Annotated in this window: 15 protein-coding genes; 9 read left to right on the top strand and 6 right to left on the bottom strand. The window is 76.6% G+C overall.

Going from position 1 to position 16,673, the window contains the following annotated elements:
* Positions 1–13: 13 nt before the first annotated feature.
* Complete coding sequence (locus ACI79K_RS01200) at positions 14–547, top strand: hypothetical protein (protein WP_456588431.1); 534 nt, start codon at positions 14–16, stop codon at positions 545–547.
* Between the two features lie 6 nt (positions 548–553).
* Here the strand turns inward: ACI79K_RS01200 and ACI79K_RS01195 are convergent, their stop codons facing one another.
* Positions 554–985 (bottom strand): ATP-binding protein, encoded by a 432-nt coding sequence (locus ACI79K_RS01195; RefSeq protein ID WP_456588432.1) that lies wholly within the window; start codon positions 983–985, stop codon positions 554–556.
* A gap of 134 nt (positions 986–1,119) precedes the next feature.
* Between ACI79K_RS01195 and ACI79K_RS01190 the strand changes: the two genes are divergently transcribed.
* On the top strand, positions 1,120–4,107 hold the full coding sequence (locus ACI79K_RS01190) for a sacsin N-terminal ATP-binding-like domain-containing protein (RefSeq protein ID WP_456598717.1): 2,988 nt from the start codon (positions 1,120–1,122) through the stop codon (positions 4,105–4,107).
* Between the two features lie 55 nt (positions 4,108–4,162).
* On the opposite strand, the gene ACI79K_RS01185 is transcribed toward ACI79K_RS01190, so the two are convergent.
* Both ACI79K_RS01185 and ACI79K_RS01180 read right to left on the bottom strand, forming a co-directional pair.
* Positions 4,163–4,534 (bottom strand): hypothetical protein, encoded by a 372-nt coding sequence (locus ACI79K_RS01185; protein WP_456598716.1) that lies wholly within the window; start codon positions 4,532–4,534, stop codon positions 4,163–4,165.
* Between the two features lie 209 nt (positions 4,535–4,743).
* The gene (locus tag ACI79K_RS01180) at positions 4,744–5,067 is read right to left on the bottom strand and encodes a hypothetical protein (protein WP_456588435.1); all 324 of its coding nucleotides are present in this window, start codon (positions 5,065–5,067) and stop codon (positions 4,744–4,746) included.
* A gap of 207 nt (positions 5,068–5,274) precedes the next feature.
* On the opposite strand from ACI79K_RS01180, the gene ACI79K_RS01175 reads away from it, so the two are divergent.
* The 3 genes from ACI79K_RS01175 to fabG all read left to right on the top strand — a co-directional run bounded on the left by ACI79K_RS01175 (position 5,275) and on the right by fabG (position 7,826).
* On the top strand, positions 5,275–5,679 hold the full coding sequence (locus ACI79K_RS01175) for an STAS domain-containing protein (protein WP_456588436.1): 405 nt from the start codon (positions 5,275–5,277) through the stop codon (positions 5,677–5,679).
* A gap of 117 nt (positions 5,680–5,796) precedes the next feature.
* Positions 5,797–7,008 carry an acetyl-CoA C-acetyltransferase gene (locus tag ACI79K_RS01170; RefSeq protein WP_456598715.1) on the top strand — a complete coding sequence of 404 codons (1,212 nt, stop codon included), beginning with the start codon at positions 5,797–5,799 and terminating at the stop codon, positions 7,006–7,008.
* Positions 7,009–7,055: 47 nt separating this feature from the next.
* Positions 7,056–7,826 carry a 3-oxoacyl-ACP reductase FabG gene (gene fabG / locus ACI79K_RS01165; RefSeq protein WP_456588438.1) on the top strand — a complete coding sequence of 257 codons (771 nt, stop codon included), beginning with the start codon at positions 7,056–7,058 and terminating at the stop codon, positions 7,824–7,826.
* Between the two features lie 72 nt (positions 7,827–7,898).
* Here fabG and ACI79K_RS01160 read toward each other — a convergent pair whose 3' ends face one another.
* On the bottom strand, positions 7,899–8,765 hold the full coding sequence (locus tag ACI79K_RS01160) for a DUF1206 domain-containing protein (protein WP_456598714.1): 867 nt from the start codon (positions 8,763–8,765) through the stop codon (positions 7,899–7,901).
* Between the two features lie 35 nt (positions 8,766–8,800).
* Positions 8,801–9,652 (bottom strand): DUF1206 domain-containing protein, encoded by an 852-nt coding sequence (locus ACI79K_RS01155; RefSeq protein WP_456598713.1) that lies wholly within the window; start codon positions 9,650–9,652, stop codon positions 8,801–8,803.
* Positions 9,653–9,769: 117 nt separating this feature from the next.
* Between ACI79K_RS01155 and ACI79K_RS01150 the strand changes: the two genes are divergently transcribed.
* From ACI79K_RS01150 to ACI79K_RS01140, 3 genes are read left to right on the top strand one after another with little or no spacing between them, the layout of a single operon-like run.
* Complete coding sequence (locus ACI79K_RS01150) at positions 9,770–10,432, top strand: hypothetical protein (RefSeq protein ID WP_456596611.1); 663 nt, start codon at positions 9,770–9,772, stop codon at positions 10,430–10,432.
* Between the two features lie 42 nt (positions 10,433–10,474).
* A complete protein-coding gene (locus ACI79K_RS01145; RefSeq protein WP_456598712.1) occupies positions 10,475–12,097 on the top strand; it encodes an SIR2 family protein in 1,623 nt (540 codons plus the stop codon).
* 40 nt (positions 12,098–12,137) lie between these two features.
* Positions 12,138–13,367, top strand: coding sequence for a cytochrome P450 (locus ACI79K_RS01140; protein WP_456598711.1), 1,230 nt, complete (start codon positions 12,138–12,140; stop codon positions 13,365–13,367).
* 80 nt (positions 13,368–13,447) lie between these two features.
* On the opposite strand, the gene ACI79K_RS01135 is transcribed toward ACI79K_RS01140, so the two are convergent.
* Positions 13,448–15,748, bottom strand: coding sequence for a HelD family protein (locus ACI79K_RS01135; protein WP_456598774.1), 2,301 nt, complete (start codon positions 15,746–15,748; stop codon positions 13,448–13,450).
* A gap of 133 nt (positions 15,749–15,881) precedes the next feature.
* Between ACI79K_RS01135 and ACI79K_RS01130 the strand changes: the two genes are divergently transcribed.
* On the top strand, positions 15,882–16,553 hold the full coding sequence (locus ACI79K_RS01130) for an NUDIX domain-containing protein (RefSeq protein ID WP_456598710.1): 672 nt from the start codon (positions 15,882–15,884) through the stop codon (positions 16,551–16,553).
* Positions 16,554–16,673: the final 120 nt, after the last annotated feature.

Raw genomic sequence — 16,673 nt, 5'->3', positions numbered from 1 at the left:
GCATCCTCACGAGGTGGTGCGGAGGGCGGCGTGGGTGCTGGCGGGGGCCCTCCTGCTGAGCGGGTGCGCGCGGAGCCTCGAGGAGCAGGCGCACGATCGGTTGCAGGAGCGCGTCGGGTCGGTGCACGAGCACTACCTCGACGATCGCGCGCGCGACCCCCTGTCCACCGGCCGCGCCGCACTCGAGTCGCTGGACCCCTACGGCGAGGCGCTGGCGTCCTCGGCCGACGGGGACGAGATCCGGCTGCTGGTCGGCGTCGGCGTCACGGTGTCGGAGACGGAGGGGTGGAAGCCTCAGACGACCACCGCGTCGCTGGGCACCTGCCTGGAGGTGCTGATCACCGTCGGCGAGGGCGGGGACGACCGCGGGACGGTGCGCACCGAACCCGTCCGGTGCCCGCCCCGTATCGAGGTCCTCGGGGACGACAACTCGCCGGTGGATGCGCTGACCACTGATCTGGACGGCCGGGAGGACGACGTCCCCGAGCCGCCGTACGACCGCCCGGTCTGCTACTCCGGCGGAGACTGCACCGAGGGCGGCGGCTGACCCGGTTCAGCCGCCACCGTCCACCACGGCCCAGGCGGTCTTGGCGCCGGGCTCGGCGAACCAGCCGTGGGCCAGCGAGAGGTCGGCCACCAGGTAGAGCCCGAAGCCGCCGAGCCCGGGGTCGCGGCCCTGGGCCGGGGCCGGCGGGACGTCGGCGGCGGAGTCGCGGACGGCGATCAGCCACCGGTCGCCGTCGCGGCCGAGGACCGCCGCGACCGGGGCGCCCCCGTGCCGGAGGGCGTTGGAGGTGAGCTCGTCGGCGATGAGCACCAGCCGCTCGGACCAGTGGTCGCGCTCGGGGTGGGCGACGGTGGGGCTGCCGGTCGTGGCGGTCCGCAGCCGGGCGCGCAGCGCGGCCAGCTCACCGAGCGAGGAGAGCTCCTGGCACCACACCTCGGCGAACCGGTCCGGGGGGCGCGCGGACTCCCAGAGCGCCACCCGTCACCGCCTCCTCGTGCCGGCTCCGCTGACCGGTCGTGGCGCCACCCTGCCCGTTCCGGCGCGGGTCGAATCCTCGTCCCACCCCGAAGAGGTGACCCGGGGGCGACGGGGCGGCTCTAGGGTCCGTGCGCATGGCCGCCAGCACCCCCGGGGACCCCCGCGACCCGTTCGGCACGGCCGGGCTGCGGCGCCGGGTGCTCGCGGCCTGGGCCGACTCGCCGGCCCGGTTCCGCGAGGACGCCAACGCCGAGGATGACCTCGTCCGGGGTGGCTACCGCGACCGGCTGCTCGTGGAGCTGGCGCAGAACGCCGCGGACGCCGCGCTGCGGGCCGGCGTGCCGGGGCGGCTGCGCCTGCTGCTGGCCGGCGACGAGCTGCGGGCCGCCAACACGGGGGCGCCCCTGGACGCCGGCGGGGTCGTGGGCCTGGCCACGCTGCGTGCCTCGGCGAAGCGGGACGACCCCGCCGCCGTCGGCCGGTTCGGCGTGGGGTTCGCCGCGGTGCTGGCCGTGAGCGACGAGCCGGCGGTGCTCTCCCGCACCGGGGGCGTCCGGTTCAGCGCCGGGCGTACGCGGGCGGAGGTCGCGGCGCTGCCGGAGCTGGCCGCCGAGCTGGCCCGCCGGGACGGCGCGGTGCCGGTGCTCCGGCTGCCCTGGCCGGCCGCCGGTGCGCTCCCGGAGGGGTTCGACACCGAGGTCGTGCTGCCCCTGCTCCCGGGCGCGCGGGACGGCGTCGTCGCGGCGCTCCGGGCGCTGCCGGCCGAGCTGCTGCTGGCGCTGCCCGGCCTGGCGGTGGTGGAGGTGGTGGTCGACGGCGCCCGCCGCGTGCTGACCCGGGAGGGGAGCGCGCCGGAGGTGCGGCTGACCGAGGACGGCGTGCCGACGCGGTGGGCCGTCGCCGAGCGGTCGGGTGAGCTGCCGCCGCAGCTGCTCGCCGGTCGACCGGTCGAGGAGCGCGAGCGCCGGGCCTGGACGGTCGCCTGGGCGGCCCCGCTGGACGACGCCGGGCGACCGCGGCCCCTGCCCGGCCGGCAGGTGGTGCACGCCCCGACGCCCACCGACGAGCCGCTGCCGCTGCCGCTGCGGCTGATCGCGCCGTTCCCCCTGGGGCCCGACCGGCGGCACGTGCTCCCGGGTCCGGTGACCGACCTGCTCGTGGCCGAGTCGGCGCAGGCGCTCGCCGACCTGGTCGCCCGCCTGCCCGCTCACCCGGAGCTGCTGATGGTCCTGCCCCGGCCGGGGCTGGCCGGCGCCGCCCTCGAGGCCGCGCTCACCGGTGCGGCGCTGGAGCGGCTGCGCGCGACCGCGTGGTTGCCGGTGGCCGGCGAGCCGGGGGAGCGGCAGCCGCCCGCCCGCGCGGTCGTGCTGGACGGCGCCACCGCCGAGCAGGTCGCCGCGGTGACCGGGGTGCTGCCCGGGCTGCTGCCGGCGGGCTGGTCGCGGCGCGCCGACGGGCCGGTGCTCGCGGCGCTCGGGATCCGCCGGTCCGGGCTCGCCGACGTCGTCGAGGCGGTGCGGCAGGTGGCCCGCCCGGCCGGCTGGTGGGCCGAGCTGTACGCGGCCTTCGCCGACGCCGACCGGGAGGAGCTGGCGGCGCTGCCGGTGCCGCTGGCCGACGGGCGGACCGCGCACGGCCCGGCCGGGGTGCTGCTGCCCGAACCCGGCCTGCCGGTGGAGCGGCTGGCTGCCCTTCCGCTGCGCCTCGCCGACCCGGCGGCGGCGGGCCCCCGGCCCGCGCGCCGGCTGCTGGAGCGGCTGGGCGCGCGTCCGGCCACGGCGGAGGCGGTGCTCACCGATCCGGCGGTGCGGGCGGCGGTGGCGGGCTCGCTCGACGCGGCCGAGGAGGACGTCGCCGGCGCGCCCGACCCCGAGGAGCTGGCCGACGCGGTGCTGGCCCTGGTCGCCGCCGCCCCGGAGGTCGCCGGTGCGCCGTGGCTGGCCGAGCTGGCGCTGCCCGACGCCGGCGGGTACGCGCCGGCGGGGGAGCTGCTGCTGCCGGGCTCGCCGCTGGCCGCCGTGCTGGAGGAGGGGGCGCTGGGCGTCCTCGACCCGGCCTTCGCCGCGGCGGCGGACGCCGCGGCACTGCGCGCGGTCGGCGTGCTGGACCGGTTCGCCCTGGTGCGCGCGGACGACCCCGACGAGCTCGACGTCGACGGCGCGCTCGACTGGGCCGACGCCGTGCTCGACCGGCTGGCCGGGGAGGAGCCGCCGGTCTGGCCCGCGCTGGTCGCCGTCCGCGACCTGGAGCTGGTGGCCGACTGGCCGGGGGCGCTCGCGCTGCTCGCCACGGCCCCGGCCGAGGCGTGGGCCGACGTCGTCGTCGGTGGTGTGCCGGTGCCGGGCTACCTGCGCTGGTGGCTGCTGACCCACCCGGTCCTCGACGGGCACCGGCCGGACCGCCTGGCGCACCCCGACAGCACCGAGCTCGCCGGCCTGTACGACCCCGCTCCCCTCGGGGAGCCGCTGCTGGGGCTGCTGCGCCCGCCCGCCGCGCTGGCCGACGTGCTGGTCGATCCCGACGGCGCCCGCGACCTGCTCGACCGGCTGGCCGACCCCGCGCGCACGGTCGCGCCCGCGGTGCTCCGCACGGTCCACGCGCGGCTGGCCGTCGCGCTGGACGGGTGGGACGTCGAGCCGCCGCCCCGGGTGCGGATCGCGCCGGACCGGGTGGTGGAGCGTGCGGTGGTGCTGGACGCACCGCACCTGCTGCCGCTGGTGGACCTGCCGGTCGTGCCGGCCGGCGGGGCACCGGGGCCGGTGGCCGACCTGCTCGACCTCCCGCTGGCCAGCGAGCTGGTGCGCCGGCCGCGGGTGACCAGCGAGCCGCTGCGCTCGTCGGCGTGGGCCGAGGTGCCCGGCGCCGCGCTGGCCGCCGCCCGGCTCGGCAGCGGCGCACTGACGGGATCGGTGGCGGTGCACGCACCACTCACCGTCGACGGGCGTCCGGTGCCGTGGTGGCCGGCCGACGACGTCGACCACGTCGACGGCACGCCGGGTGCGCTGGGGCGGGCGCTCGCCTGGCGGTCGGGCGCGTGGGACCTCCGCCAGGCGCTGGCCGAGGCCTTCGCCCTGCCCGACCGCGCCCTCGACCTGGCGGCCGAGGACGCGGTCGGCTGGTGAAGGACCCCGTCCCTCTCACCGCGCGCACGCTCGCGGCGAGCCTCCGGACGGGGCCTCACTGACCCCAGCGGGGGATGGCGGCGGCGCCGGGGGCGTGGCCGTGGGGAGACGGCCGGCCGCCGCCTCGCCGGTTGCCGGCGCTGGCCGCCCCGGGCGCCGGGGACACCGACTGCCAGCAGCGGAACAGCGACAGCCACCGGTCGGCGGTCAGCGCCGTCGGCCGGGTGGTGGGCGCGAGCCCTTCCTGGCGCAGCCAGCGGACGCCGGCCGTGCCGGGCAGCTGGGCCCGCAGGAGCGGACCCAGCGGCGCCGACGGCGAGGCGAGGACGGCGTGGGCGAGGCGGTCGAACGCGGCGGTCTCGTTCTCGGGCAGCGCCGCGCGGGCGTCGGCGGCGGGACCGGAGGGGACGGGGCTGGTGCGGGACACGGGGTGCCTCCGTGGCGGTGCGGTGCGGGGCGTCCCGCGAGCGCGACGAGGCCCGGCGGGGACGCGGGGGAGCGGGCGCCCGGAGGAACCGGGCGCGGACGGCGGGCGGGGGAACCGGCCCGCGGCGCGTCAGCTCAGGAGGTGCGCAGTCGCACGGAGTACCGCATGGGGAGGGACGCTAGGCCGTCGTCGTCCGGCCGTCCAACCATTTACCGGGTGGAGTTCCGCGCCGCCTTGCGCGCCTGGTGCGCCTCCCAGCGAGCGCGGTCGCGCGCCCGGGCGTCGGCGTTGCGCTCCCACTTCTCCTTGCGCCGGCGGGCCCGGGCCAGCTCCCGCTGCTCGAAGGTCGCGTGCGACTCCCAGCCGGAGGCGGCGACGGCCAGGGCCACGGCGGTGAGCGCGGCGATCGCCACCGCGGCCGCGAGGATCAGGTCCAGCACGACGAACGCGCCCACCGCCACCGCCACCCCGGCGACGCAGCCTCCGACGAGCAGGGGGGAGGGGCGGCGGGACGAGGGGCGGGGCTCGGTCACCGGCCCAGTATCCGCCTCCCGCCGGACCTGCGGCGGAGCACCTCGCACGCGTCGGCGTCCGGGCGGCGTGCCGACCCTTGTGCCCCGACCCCGCAATGCCTACGGTCGGAGGTGCGGTTCAGCAGCAGCCGCCAACCCAGTGCTGGTCGTCGTGTCGTTCGCGTCCGCAGGCTCACTGGTCCGGCATCCGCCCCGAGAGGCATATCCGTGACCGCTTCCTCGCTCGACCGTTCGCTCACCGAGTCCACCCCGGTCCCCGTCAGGCCGGACGTCCCCCCGGCGGTTCCCCTCGCGCTCGAGGTGGCCGGCACCGCCGCCCAGCCGCGGCTGACCGTCGCCGGCGAGGTCGACTGCACCTCCGCCCCCCGGGTCGGCGCCGTCCTCGACGAGCTGGTCGACGCCGCGCCCCGCGAGGTCGTGGTCGACCTGACCGCCGTCACCTTCCTCGACTCGGCGGGGCTCTGCACCCTGGCCGCCGCGCACCGGAAGGCGCTGGCCGCCGGTGGGCACCTGCGGGTGCTGGCCGCGACGCGCGCCGTCATCCGGCCGTTGCAGATCACCGGCCTCTGGAGCCTCCTGGCCGGCGAGCAGGTCGACGCCGCCGCCTCCTGACCTCCCGGGTCCCTGCCGGACAGGGGCCGGGGGCGCGCGCCGGTCGCCCGCGGGGCAGACTCGGCGCCACGCGGCGCCGTGCCGGGCGTCGGGAGCGGACGAACGAGGAGGACCACCGTGCGCGATGCGGTCATCTGCGAGCCCCTGCGGACGCCGGTCGGCGGGTTCGGGGGCTCGCTGCGCGACGTCCCCGTCCAGGAGCTGGCGGCGACGGTGATCCGGGCGCTGATGGAGCGCACCGGGCTGCCGCCGGAGTCGGTGGACGACGTCCTGCTCGGGCACTGCTACCCGACGATGGACGCCCCCGCCCTCGGCCGGGTCGCCGCCCTCGACGCGGGCCTGCCGGTGACGGCCTCCGGTCTGCAGATCGACCGCCGCTGCGGCTCGGGCCTGCAGGCGGTCGTCTACGCGGCGATGCAGGTGCAGTCCGGCGCCTCCGACGTCGTCCTCGCCGGTGGCGCGGAGTCCATGAGCAACGCGCCGTTCTACTCGACCGCGATGCGCTGGGGCGTCAAGCCCGGGCCCGGCGTGCTGCTGGAGGACGGGCTGGCCCGCGGCCGGGTCACCGCCGGCGGCCAGAACCACCCCGTGCCCGGCGGGATGCTGGAGACCGCGGAGAACGTCCGCCGGGACTACGGCATCGGCCGCCAGGAGCAGGACGAGTACGCCGTCCGCAGCCACCAGCGCGCCGCGGCCGCCACCGCCGAGGGGCGGTTCGCCGACGAGATCGTGCCGGTGACGATCAAGCACCGGAAGGGCGAGACCGTCGTCGACCGCGACGAGCACATCCGCCCCGACTCGAACGTCGAGACCCTCGCCAAGCTGCGCCCGATCCTGGGCAAGAACGACCCCGACGCCACGGTGACCGCGGGCAACGCCTCCGGGCAGAACGACGGCGCCGCGGTTGCGATCGTCACGCACCCGGAGAAGGCCGCCGAGCTCGGCCTGCGCCCGCTGGCCCGCCTGGTGTCCTTCGGGGTGGGCGGCGTGCCCCCGAAGACCATGGGCATCGGCCCGGTGCCGGCCACCGCGAAGGCGCTGGCCCTCGCCGACCTCAAGCTCTCCGACGTCGACCTCATCGAGCTGAACGAGGCGTTCGCCAGCCAGGTGCTCGCCGTCGCCAAGGAGTGGGGCTTCACCGACTCCGACTGGGAGCGCACCAACGTGAACGGCTCGGGCATCTCGCTCGGCCACCCGGTGGGCGCGACCGGCGGCCGCATCCTCGCCACGCTGCTGCGCGAGATGGACCGGCGCGGCGCCCGCTACGGCCTGGAGACGATGTGCATCGGCGGTGGCCAGGGGCTCGCCGCGCTGTTCGAGCGGGTCTGAGCCAGACTCCGTCCGACCGTCCCGAACGAGCCGAGGAGCGCTGCCGCATGTCCACGTCCCCCACCGGTTCCCCCCGCGTCGCCATCGTCACCGGTGCCGCCCGCGGCATCGGCGCCGCCACCGCGCTGCGGCTGGCCCGGGACGGCTTCGCCGTGGCGGTGATCGACCTGAAGGAGGACGACGCCCGCGGCACCGTCGAGGCGATCGAGGCCGCCGGCGGCCGGGCGCTGGCCGTGGGGGCCGACGTCGGCGACGGCGAGCAGGTGCAGGCGGCGGTCGACCGGATCGCCACCGAGCTCGGGCCGCCGGTGGTGCTGGTGAACAACGCCGGCGTCACCCGCGACAACATGCTGTTCAAGATGTCCGACGCCGACTGGGACGTGGTCATGCACGTGCACCTGCGCGGCTCGTTCCTGATGACCCGCGCGGCGCAGAAGCACATGATCGACCAGAAGTGGGGTCGGATCGTCAACCTGTCCAGCACCTCCGCACTGGGCAACCGCGGGCAGGCCAACTACGCCACGGCGAAGGCCGGCCTGCAGGGCTTCACCAAGACCCTCGCGATCGAGCTGGGCAAGTTCGGCGTCACCGCCAACTGCATCGCGCCCGGCTTCATCCAGACCGAGATGACCAAGGCGACGGCCGAGCGCATCGGCGAGGAGTGGGAGTCCTACGTGCAGAAGCGGGCCGCGGCGATCCCGGTCGCGCGGGCGGGTGTGCCCGAGGACATCGCGCACACCGTCTCCTTCTTCTGCAGCGAGGGCGCGGGGTTCGTCTCCGGCCAGGTCGTCTACGTCGCCGGCGGTCCCCGCACGTAGAAGGACCCCCGTGCAGGGCCCCACGCCGAGCATGCGAGGCGTGGGGCCCTGCACGGGGGCCGTTCCAGCGCGTCACTGCGACGGGTCGCGGTCGGGGTAGCGGGCGCGGGCGAGGGCGTAGACGCCGAACGCCGCGAATCCGGCCGCGACCCCGGCGAGCAGCCACGGCCCGGCGCTCACCCCGGCGATCGCCGTCATGGCGCCGTCGAGCCCGGTCGCGGTGGAGACGTCGGACGAGGTGGCCGCGCGCCACAGCAGGACGCCGACCAGCCCGAACGCGATGCCCTTCGCCAGGTAGCCGATCCGCCCGAGCGCCTCGATCACCGGCTCCCAGCGGTCGGGGGCGGCGGGCAGGTCGATGTCGCGCATGAAGCCGCCGGTGCAGCCGCGCGCGAACGTGTAGATCCCGACCGCCACCACCCCGGCGGCGACCGCGCCGACCAGCACCGCCCCGCCGGGGATCAGCAGCGTCTCCTCGGTGAGACCGCGCAGCCGCTCGTCGGCCTCGTACTCGAGACCGAACGAGAACAGCAGGGCGGTGAGCCCGAGGAACCCGTACACGGCGCCCTTGGCCAGGCACTTGGCGCAGACGACGGCGGTGCGCACCCGGTGCGCGGGGTCGAGCAGGCCGTGCCACCAGAGCAGCACCTCGGCCGCCTGCCACACGGCCAGCGAGAGCATGCCCAGCCCGATCGCGACCAGCAGCAGCCGCCCGCCGGGCCCGCCGGCGACGGTGAGCAGCGCGCCGGTCTGGTCGGCGTCGGCTCCCCGCAGGCCCATCGCCAGGCGCAGCGCGAGGACGGCGATGAGCAGGTGCATGGCGCCGTAGGCGATCAGGCCGGCGCGGGCGAGGTGGGTGAGCACCGGGGAGTCGGTGACCCGGCGCACCCGGTCGACGAGGTCGTGCAGCCGACGAAGGACCCCGCTTCCCCCCACCACTCGCGAGTTCGTGGCGGGACCTCGAAGCGGGGCCATCAGGTGCGCTCGGGGTACCGGGCGCGGACGAAGCAGTAGGCACCGAAGGCGGCGATCCCGACGGCGACGAGCGTCAGCAGCACCGGCCCGGCGGGCGCGGTCAGCAGCGTGTGCAGGGCACCGTCCAGGCCGGAGGCCTTGGCGGGGTCGAAGGTGACCGCCGCCCACACCAGCAGCCCGCCCACGAGGCCGAGCGCGACGCCCTTGGCGGGGAAGCCGACCTGACCGAGCCGGGTGACCAGCCGCCGGGCCGAGGCGGAGCAGCCGGCCAGGTCGATCTCGCGGAGGAAGCGCTTCGTGACGCCCTTGTGGACGAGGTAGCCGCCGACGCCCACGACGGCCAGCCCGGCGGCCACCACCAGCCAGCGCCCGGCGGGCCAGCCGAGGACGCCGGCGGTGGCCTGCTGCTGGGAGCCGGAGCTGCTGCCCTGCCCGCCCCCGGTGGCGAACCGGATCGCCAGGACCGCCAGGGCCAGGTAGACGACGGCCTTGGCGGCGGCCTTGCCCGTCCGCTCCCACGCATTCCTCCGCCGGTCCCCGGACCCGGTGAGCCCGTGCCGCCAGCGGAGGATCTCCGCGGCCTGCCACAGCGCCAACGCGACGAGGCCGATGCCCAGGACCCACAGCAGCGGCTCGCCCAGCGGCTGCTCGGCCAGGGTGGCGAGCGCACCGGACTGGTCGGCCTGCTGACCGGTCCGCCCCCACGCGAGCTGCAGCGCCAGCCAGGCGATGAGCACGTGGACCAGCCCGTAGGCGATCAACCCGACGCGGGCGAGGTGCTCCAGGCCGCCGCTGTCGGCTGCCCGTCCCGCGGCGTCCGCGGCCGACCCGGCGCTGCCCTGCACGCTCATCCCCGGTGCCTTCCTGACCTCGGTCCCGTCCGCGTGGAACGCGGAGATGATCAGCGTGGCACGGCCACCGGCCCGGTGCCTCCCCGAGCGCCGGCGGGGGTGAGGGACACTGGGCCCGTGGCGAACGGAACCGGAATCCTCTCGGCCGGCACGGTCAGCGCGGCGACCCCGGAGGTCGCGCGGCGCACCTGGCCGCGGTGGCTGGCGCTGGGCCTCGCGATGATCGCGGTCGCGGTGGTCGCCGTCGTGTGGGAGGCAGCCGGTGCCCGGCTGCTGCTCGGCGCCGTGGGTCTGTTCCTGGCCGTGCGGGGCGCCGTCCTGCTGCGCGGCGCCCGCTCGGGCGCGGTGGCGGGTGAGGTCGCCGGACGGGCGCGGTCGCTGGGCACGGCCGCCGTCGTGGCCGGGGCCGCCGGCCTGGTCGTCGCCGTCGCCTCGGCCTCCCTCTCGGCGGTGGTCCTGCTCGTCGGCGTCCCGCTGCTGCTGCTGGTCACGTCGCTCGGTCTGCTGGGCCGGGGTGGCGCGGCCCGGCGCGGCGGGCAGGCGCTGCTGGTCTGGTCGCTGCTGGTGACCGGGTTGCTGGTGGTCACCGGCCTCGCGCGGAGCTGGGACCGGGCCGCCGACGTGGCGACCGTGGTGGCCGCGCTGGCCGTGGCGGTGCTGGGTGTTCCGCTGCTGGTGGGTGCCGCGAACCTGCGCACGGTGGCCGCGACGCCCGCCCCGGCGCCGGTGCGCGCCGGCTGCGGCGGCTGCGCCTGCGGCGCCGGCGGCTGCGGGTCCTGACCGGCGGCGCATGACCCGCGGGCCGTGGGTATGGGCCCGGCCGTGAGCGGACACGTCTTCGTGGTCGGCGCGGACCTGACGCAGCTCTCCTGCGACGACGTCCTGGTGCCGACCGACCGCTCGCTGCGGGTGGCCCGCGACTGGTGCTCCCTCCTGCCGGAGGAGCTGATCACCGACCGGCAGGCCGACGGGAACTGCGTCGGACTGTCGTGGTCGGGGGACGAGCGGGTGCTCGAGGTGCCCGACGAGGGTCCGCGCCGCGCCTGGCTGGTCGACACCGTCGACGGGGGCGCGGACGGGTCGGGGAGCCGGGGGCTGTCCTGGTTGCTCGACGGGGCGCGCGAGGCGCTGGCGGCGGTCGCCCGGCGCGAGGTGCCCGAACCGGTGCACGGACGCGCGCGGCGGCTGGTGGGGCTGCCCGCGCTGGGCACCGGCTGGGGTGGGGCCGCCGGCGAGCGGGGGTCGTTGCTGCAGCAGTTGCTGCCGGTGCTGCGGGAGGCCGCCCAGGAGCACGGTTTCGACGTCGCCCTGGTGCTGCGCCGGCCCAGCGACCTGGCCGCCGCCCAGCGGGTCCGCCGGGGCGAGGAGGAGGGCTGGGACCTGCCCGGGCACCTGCGGCAGCTGGCCGAGGACCTGGGCGACCGGGCGCGCCGCGGCCAGCTGGCGCTCTTCATCGGTGCCGGGGTCAGCGCCGCCGCGGGGCTGCCGACGTGGGAGCAGCTGGTCGACGAGCTGGCCGCCCGATCGGGTCTGGACGACGAGCTGCGCGCGGGGCTGACCCGCCTCCCCGCCCAGGACTCGGCGGCGCTGCTGGCGCGTGAGCTCGGGGCGGAGGAGCTGACGGCGTTCGTCCAGGAGCGGTTCGGTCCCGGGCCCTACGCGCTGGCGCACGCGCTGATCGCCGACCTGCCGGTGCAGGAGTTCGTGACGACCAACTACGACCCGCTGGTCGAGCTCGCCGCCGACGACATCGGCCGGCAGGTGACGGTGCTGCCCTTCGACGAGGCCCGGCCGGGGGCGCCGTGGCTGCTGAAGCTGCACGGGGACGCCGCGCACCCGGAGAGCGTGGTGCTGACCCGGGAGGAGTACCTGCAGTTCGGCAACACCGGCGCCGCGCTGGCCGGGGTGCTCCACTCGCTGCTGCTGACCCGGCACGTGCTGTTCGTGGGCACCTCGATGCTGGACGACGACCTGATCCGGATCGCCCACCAGGTGCGCACCGCACTGCAGACCCAGGGGTCGGGGACGGCCCGGCGAACCGGCACCGTGCTGGCGCTGCGGGAGGACCCGGCGCGCGCCCGGCTGTGGGAGCAGGACGTCCAGACCGTGGCGATGAGCCCGGCCGACGCCTCGCCGGCCGAGGCGGCGCGCCGGCTGGAGGTGCTGCTCGACCTCATCGGCTGCCTCTCCACGCCGCCCACCGGCTACCTGCTGGACCCGGCGTACCGGGGGCTGCTCAACGACGAGGAGCGCGCGCTGGCCGAGGCGCTGGCCGGCGTCGCCGAGGTGCTGCCCGACGACGCCTCCTCCCACGTCGCGCACGAGGTGGCCGGGCTGCTGCGCCGGCTGGGGCACGGGAGCTCCGCCGCCGACGGGGACGACCCGCCCGCCGACGTCGCCACCCGGCCCCGCGACGACCGGACCCAGGAGCAGCGGTCCGGCTGACCACGGTTGTCCCCGCGCGCGGGTGGGCACCGCAGCATCCATGCCACGACTGGAGAACAGCCTGAAACTGCTGTCCAAGGGCTACGGCTGGCTGCCCGACGAGCGCCGCCGGGCCGGGAAGCACGCGGTCGGCGTCCGGCTGGGCGGGCTGCCGGCCGTCGGCATCGAGGGTCCCGAGGCCGCGCGATTCCTCTACGACGAGGACCACGTGCGCCGCTCGCACGCCATCCCCGAGCCGGTGCAGGGCACGCTGTTCGGCAAGGGCGCGGTGCACACGCTCGACGGCGAGATGCATCGGGTGCGCAAGGCCATGTTCATCGCGCTGCTGATGCGCGAGGACGGCATCGCCTCGCTCGTGGAGCGCACCACCGCTGCCTGGGACGCCGCGGTGCCGGAGTGGGCCGCCCGTCCGCAGATCGTGCTGTTCGACGAGGCGAGCCGGGTGCTGGCCGGCTCCGTGGCGCGCTGGACCGGCGTCCCGGTGCGCGACGAGGAGGTGCCCGACCTGGCCCGCGACATGGTGGCGATGGTCGACGGCTTCGCCACCGGCGGGCCGCGGCACTTCCGGGCGCGGCGGGCCCGCGGCCGCCGGGAGAGGTGGCTGACCCAGCTGGTGCAGGACGTGCGCAGCGGGCGGACCCGGGTGGAGGAGGGGACGGCGGTCGACGTCGTGTCCCGGCACCGGGACGCCGACGGCACGCAGCTGCCGGCGAACGTGGCGGCGGTGGAGCTGCTCAACATCATCCGGCCGACGACGGCGGTCGCCTGGTTCATGGCCTTCTCCGGGCACGCGCTGATCCGCTGGCCCGGGAACCGGGAACGGCTGGCGGCCGGGGACCCGGCGTTCGCCGAGGCGTGGGCGCACGAGGTCCGGCGGTTCTACCCGTTCGCCCCGTTCATCGGCGGCCGGTCGCCGCAGCGCAACGAGTTCGCCGGCGAGGAGATCCCGCAGAACGCCATGGTGCTGCTGGACCTGTACGGGCAGAACCACGACCCGGCGCTGTGGGACACCCCGTACGCATTCCGCCCCGAGCGGTTCCTCGACCGGGAGATCGGCGAGTTCGAGCTGGTGCCGCAGGGCGCCGGCGACCCGCGCACCAACCACCGCTGCCCGGGGGAGCAGATCACCGTCGCGCTGCTGTCGGCGCTCGCGGTGCGGCTGGCCCGGCTGGACTACCAGGTGCCCGACCAGGACCTGGAGATCGCGCTGCACCGCATCCCGGCCAAGCCGAAGAGCGGCGTCGTCCTGGCCGTCCGCGCCAGCGTCTGAGCTGTTCCGCGGACAGTCTGCCGCTGAGTGCACCTGCACTCAGCGGCAGACTCCGTGGGACACGGTGCCGGCCCGGCGGGTCAGCGCGGGTCGAGGTTCTTGAGCTCCGGCGGCAGCTCACCGGGGTGCACGACGCCGAGACGCTGGGTGGCCCGGGTGAGCGCGACGTAGAGGTCGTTGTGCCCGCGCACACCCTCGTCGAGGATCCCGACGGGATCGCCGACCAGCACCGAGTCGAACTCCAGGCCCTTGCTGCCCTCCGGGGTGAGCACCACCGGGCCGGCGGTCAGGTCGCCGTCCGCGGAGGCCGACGGGAGCCGGTCGCGCACGGCGGCGGTGACGGCCGCCAGCCGGCTGAACGGGACGATGACGGCGAGCGTGCCCTCCTCGGCGTCGTACTCCGCGGCCGCCGCGGCGACGGCGTCGGTGAACTCCTCCTCGGCCACCTGGTGCGACCACGGCAGCTCGCCGGTCGACCGCACCGACTCCGCGGCCGCGGTGGCGGCGCCCCCGGCGGCCAGCACGTCCGCGGCCACGGCCATGATCTCGGCCGGGGTCCGGTAGTTGACGGTCAACTCCTCCAGGCGCCACGAGCTGCCGAGGTGCGGCTCCAGCACCTCCTTCCAGCTGGTCGCGCCGGCCAGCGTGGAGGTCTGGGCGACGTCGCCGACCAGGGTCATCGAGCGGGTGGGGATCCGGCGGAGCAGCACCCGCCAGGCCATCGACGAGAGCTCCTGGGCCTCGTCGACGATGACGTGCCCGTAGGTCCAGGTCCGGTCGGCGGCGGCCCGCTGGGCGGTCGACCGCCTGTCGCGCTCCTCGTGCCGCCCGGCCAGCCCCTCGGCGTCGAGCAGGTCGCCGGCCGACAGCTCCTCGGACTCCTCCTCGGTCTCCCAGTCGGTGGAGCGCGAGCCGTGCAGCAGGTCGAGCGTCTCCTGCGCGTGCCGCAGCCGGCTCTGCCGCTCGCGGCGCTCCCGGTCGCGCTCGGCGGAGTCGTCGACGCCCAGCAGCTCGTCGGCTTCCTCGAGCAGCGGGACGTCGGCAGGGGTCCACGGGGCCGATGCCGGGCGGAGCAGCAGCTCGCGGTCGGCCTCGCTCCAGCCCTTGGTCGCCGACTCGAGGCGCCGGCGGGAGGAGAGCAGCTCGCCGATCAGGCGCTCGGCGGTCAGCCGCGGCCAGAGCCGGTCGGCCAGGGCGAGCACGGCCGACTCGGTGGCGACCTCGCGGCGCAGCGCGGCGACGTCACCCTCGCCCAGCAGGTTGGCGCCGCCGAGGACGTTCTCGCCCAGCTTGTCGGCGTACTTGCGGGCGACGATGTCGATGACCGCGCGGACGGCGGCCGGCCGGGCCTCGTTGTGCAGCCGGGAGGCGCCCCGGGCCCGGCTGCGCACCTGGGCGGCGTCGGCCTTGGCGAAGCGCACCGGCGTGCCGTCGATGGTGAGCACGACCGGCTTGTCGAGCACCGCCTGGCGGTCGCGCACGGCGGTGGTGACGACGCGGACCATGGCGGTGCGGCCCTTGATCTCGGCCACCTTGGGCGCCTCGGCCGCATGCGCCTGCAGGCCGGGCCGCAGCCCGCCGAGGTCGGTGAGCACCACGCCGGTCTCGCCCAGGGAGGGCAGCACGTCGGCGATGTACCCGAGGAAGGTGGGGGAGGGGCCGACGATCAGCAGTCCGCTGCGGGCCAGCCGCTCGCGGTGGGTGTAGAGCAGGTACGCGGCGCGGTGCAGGGCGACGGCGGTCTTGCCGGTGCCGGGGCCGCCCTGGACGACCAGGACCCCGCGGTGGTCGGCGCGGATGATGCGGTCCTGCTCGGCCTGGATGGTGCGGACGATGTCGTTCATCCGGCCGGTGCGGGTGGCGCCGAGCGCGGCCAGGAGCACCGACTCGCCGGCCAGCCCCGACCGCTGGGCGAGGTCGGGGTCGGTGAGGTCGAGGGTCTCGTCGGTGACGTCGACGACCGTGCGGCCACGGGTGCGGATGTGCCGGCGGCGCCGGACGCCGAGGTCGTGCAGCGGCGTCGCGGTGTAGAAGGGCTGGGCCGCGGGGGCGCGCCAGTCGACGAGCAGGGGCTCCTCCCGGCCGTCGTCGGCGTTCAGCCCGATCCGGCCGATGTACCGGGGCACGTCGGCGTCGTGCCGGTCCAGCCGGCCGAAGCACAGCCCGCTGTCGGCGGCGTCGAGCGCGACGATCCGCTGGCTGTGCAGCTCGACCGCGGCCTCCCGCTCACCGACGGCCTGCGGGTTGTGCGGCACGGTGGCCAACGCCTCCTCCAAGCGCGCGACGGTGCGGGCGCGCACCTCGTCGAGCCGGCCGTGCAGGGCGCTGACGTAGGTCTGCTCCGCCGCGATCTCGGCGTCGAGGGACCCGGCCGGACGCACTGTCGTCAAAGGCTCTTCGCTCTCTACTGGAACGGTGGTGCAATTCGCTCGTCGCGCCGTTGTCGGCAACTGCCCATTGTGCCCACGGCGGCGGGGCCCCAGCACCGTGCCACGCACCACTAACGTGCTGCTCGTGACGCAGATCCCGGGCATCGACGTCCCCGACGCACGTGGCCGCACCGGCCTGGACCGGGTGGGGCGGGACCTCAGCGGGAACCCGCGGGTGCGGGTCACCGACGTGGAGCTGGTGGCCAGCGCCTGGCACGTGCTGCGCCGGACGACGTTCGAGTACCGCCGGGGGGACGGCACCTGGGTGACCGAGGCGCGGGAGACCTACGACCGCGGCAACGGCGCCACCATCCTGCTGCACGACGTCGCCCGCGGGACGGTGCTCCTCTCCCGGCAGTTCCGCTTCCCGGTCTACGTGAACGGCCACCCCGACGGCATGCTCCTGGAGGCGGCCGCCGGGCTGCTGGACGAGGACGACCCGGAGACCGCCATCCGGCGGGAGGCCGAGGAGGAGCTCGGGGTGACGGTGGGCGAGCTCGAGCACGTCTTCGACGTCTGGATGAGCCCGGGCTCGGTCACCGAGCGGCTGCACTTCTACGCCGCGCCGTACACGGCGGCCGACCGCACCACCGCGGGTGGCGGAGTGGCCGAGGAGGGCGAGGACATCGAGGTGGTGGAGCTGCCCTTCGACGAGACGCTGCGGATGGTGGCCGACGGCCGGATCGCCGACGCCAAGACGATCATGCTCCTGCAGTGGGCAGCGCTGTCGGGCCCGTTCGCCCCGGCTCGCCGTTAGCCGACCGCGCGTCGTCCGGATCAGCCGATCCCTCACCCCTCCGGGGTGTGCACGGGATTAGTTGGCGTTCCATCGCAACTCTGCGGACACCTTCTCGACACACCGGTTCCCTAGCGTCGT

The sequence above is a fragment of the Blastococcus sp. SYSU DS0616 genome (genome assembly GCF_054051015.1).
This window is presented reverse-complemented; position numbering and strand designations above follow the sequence as displayed.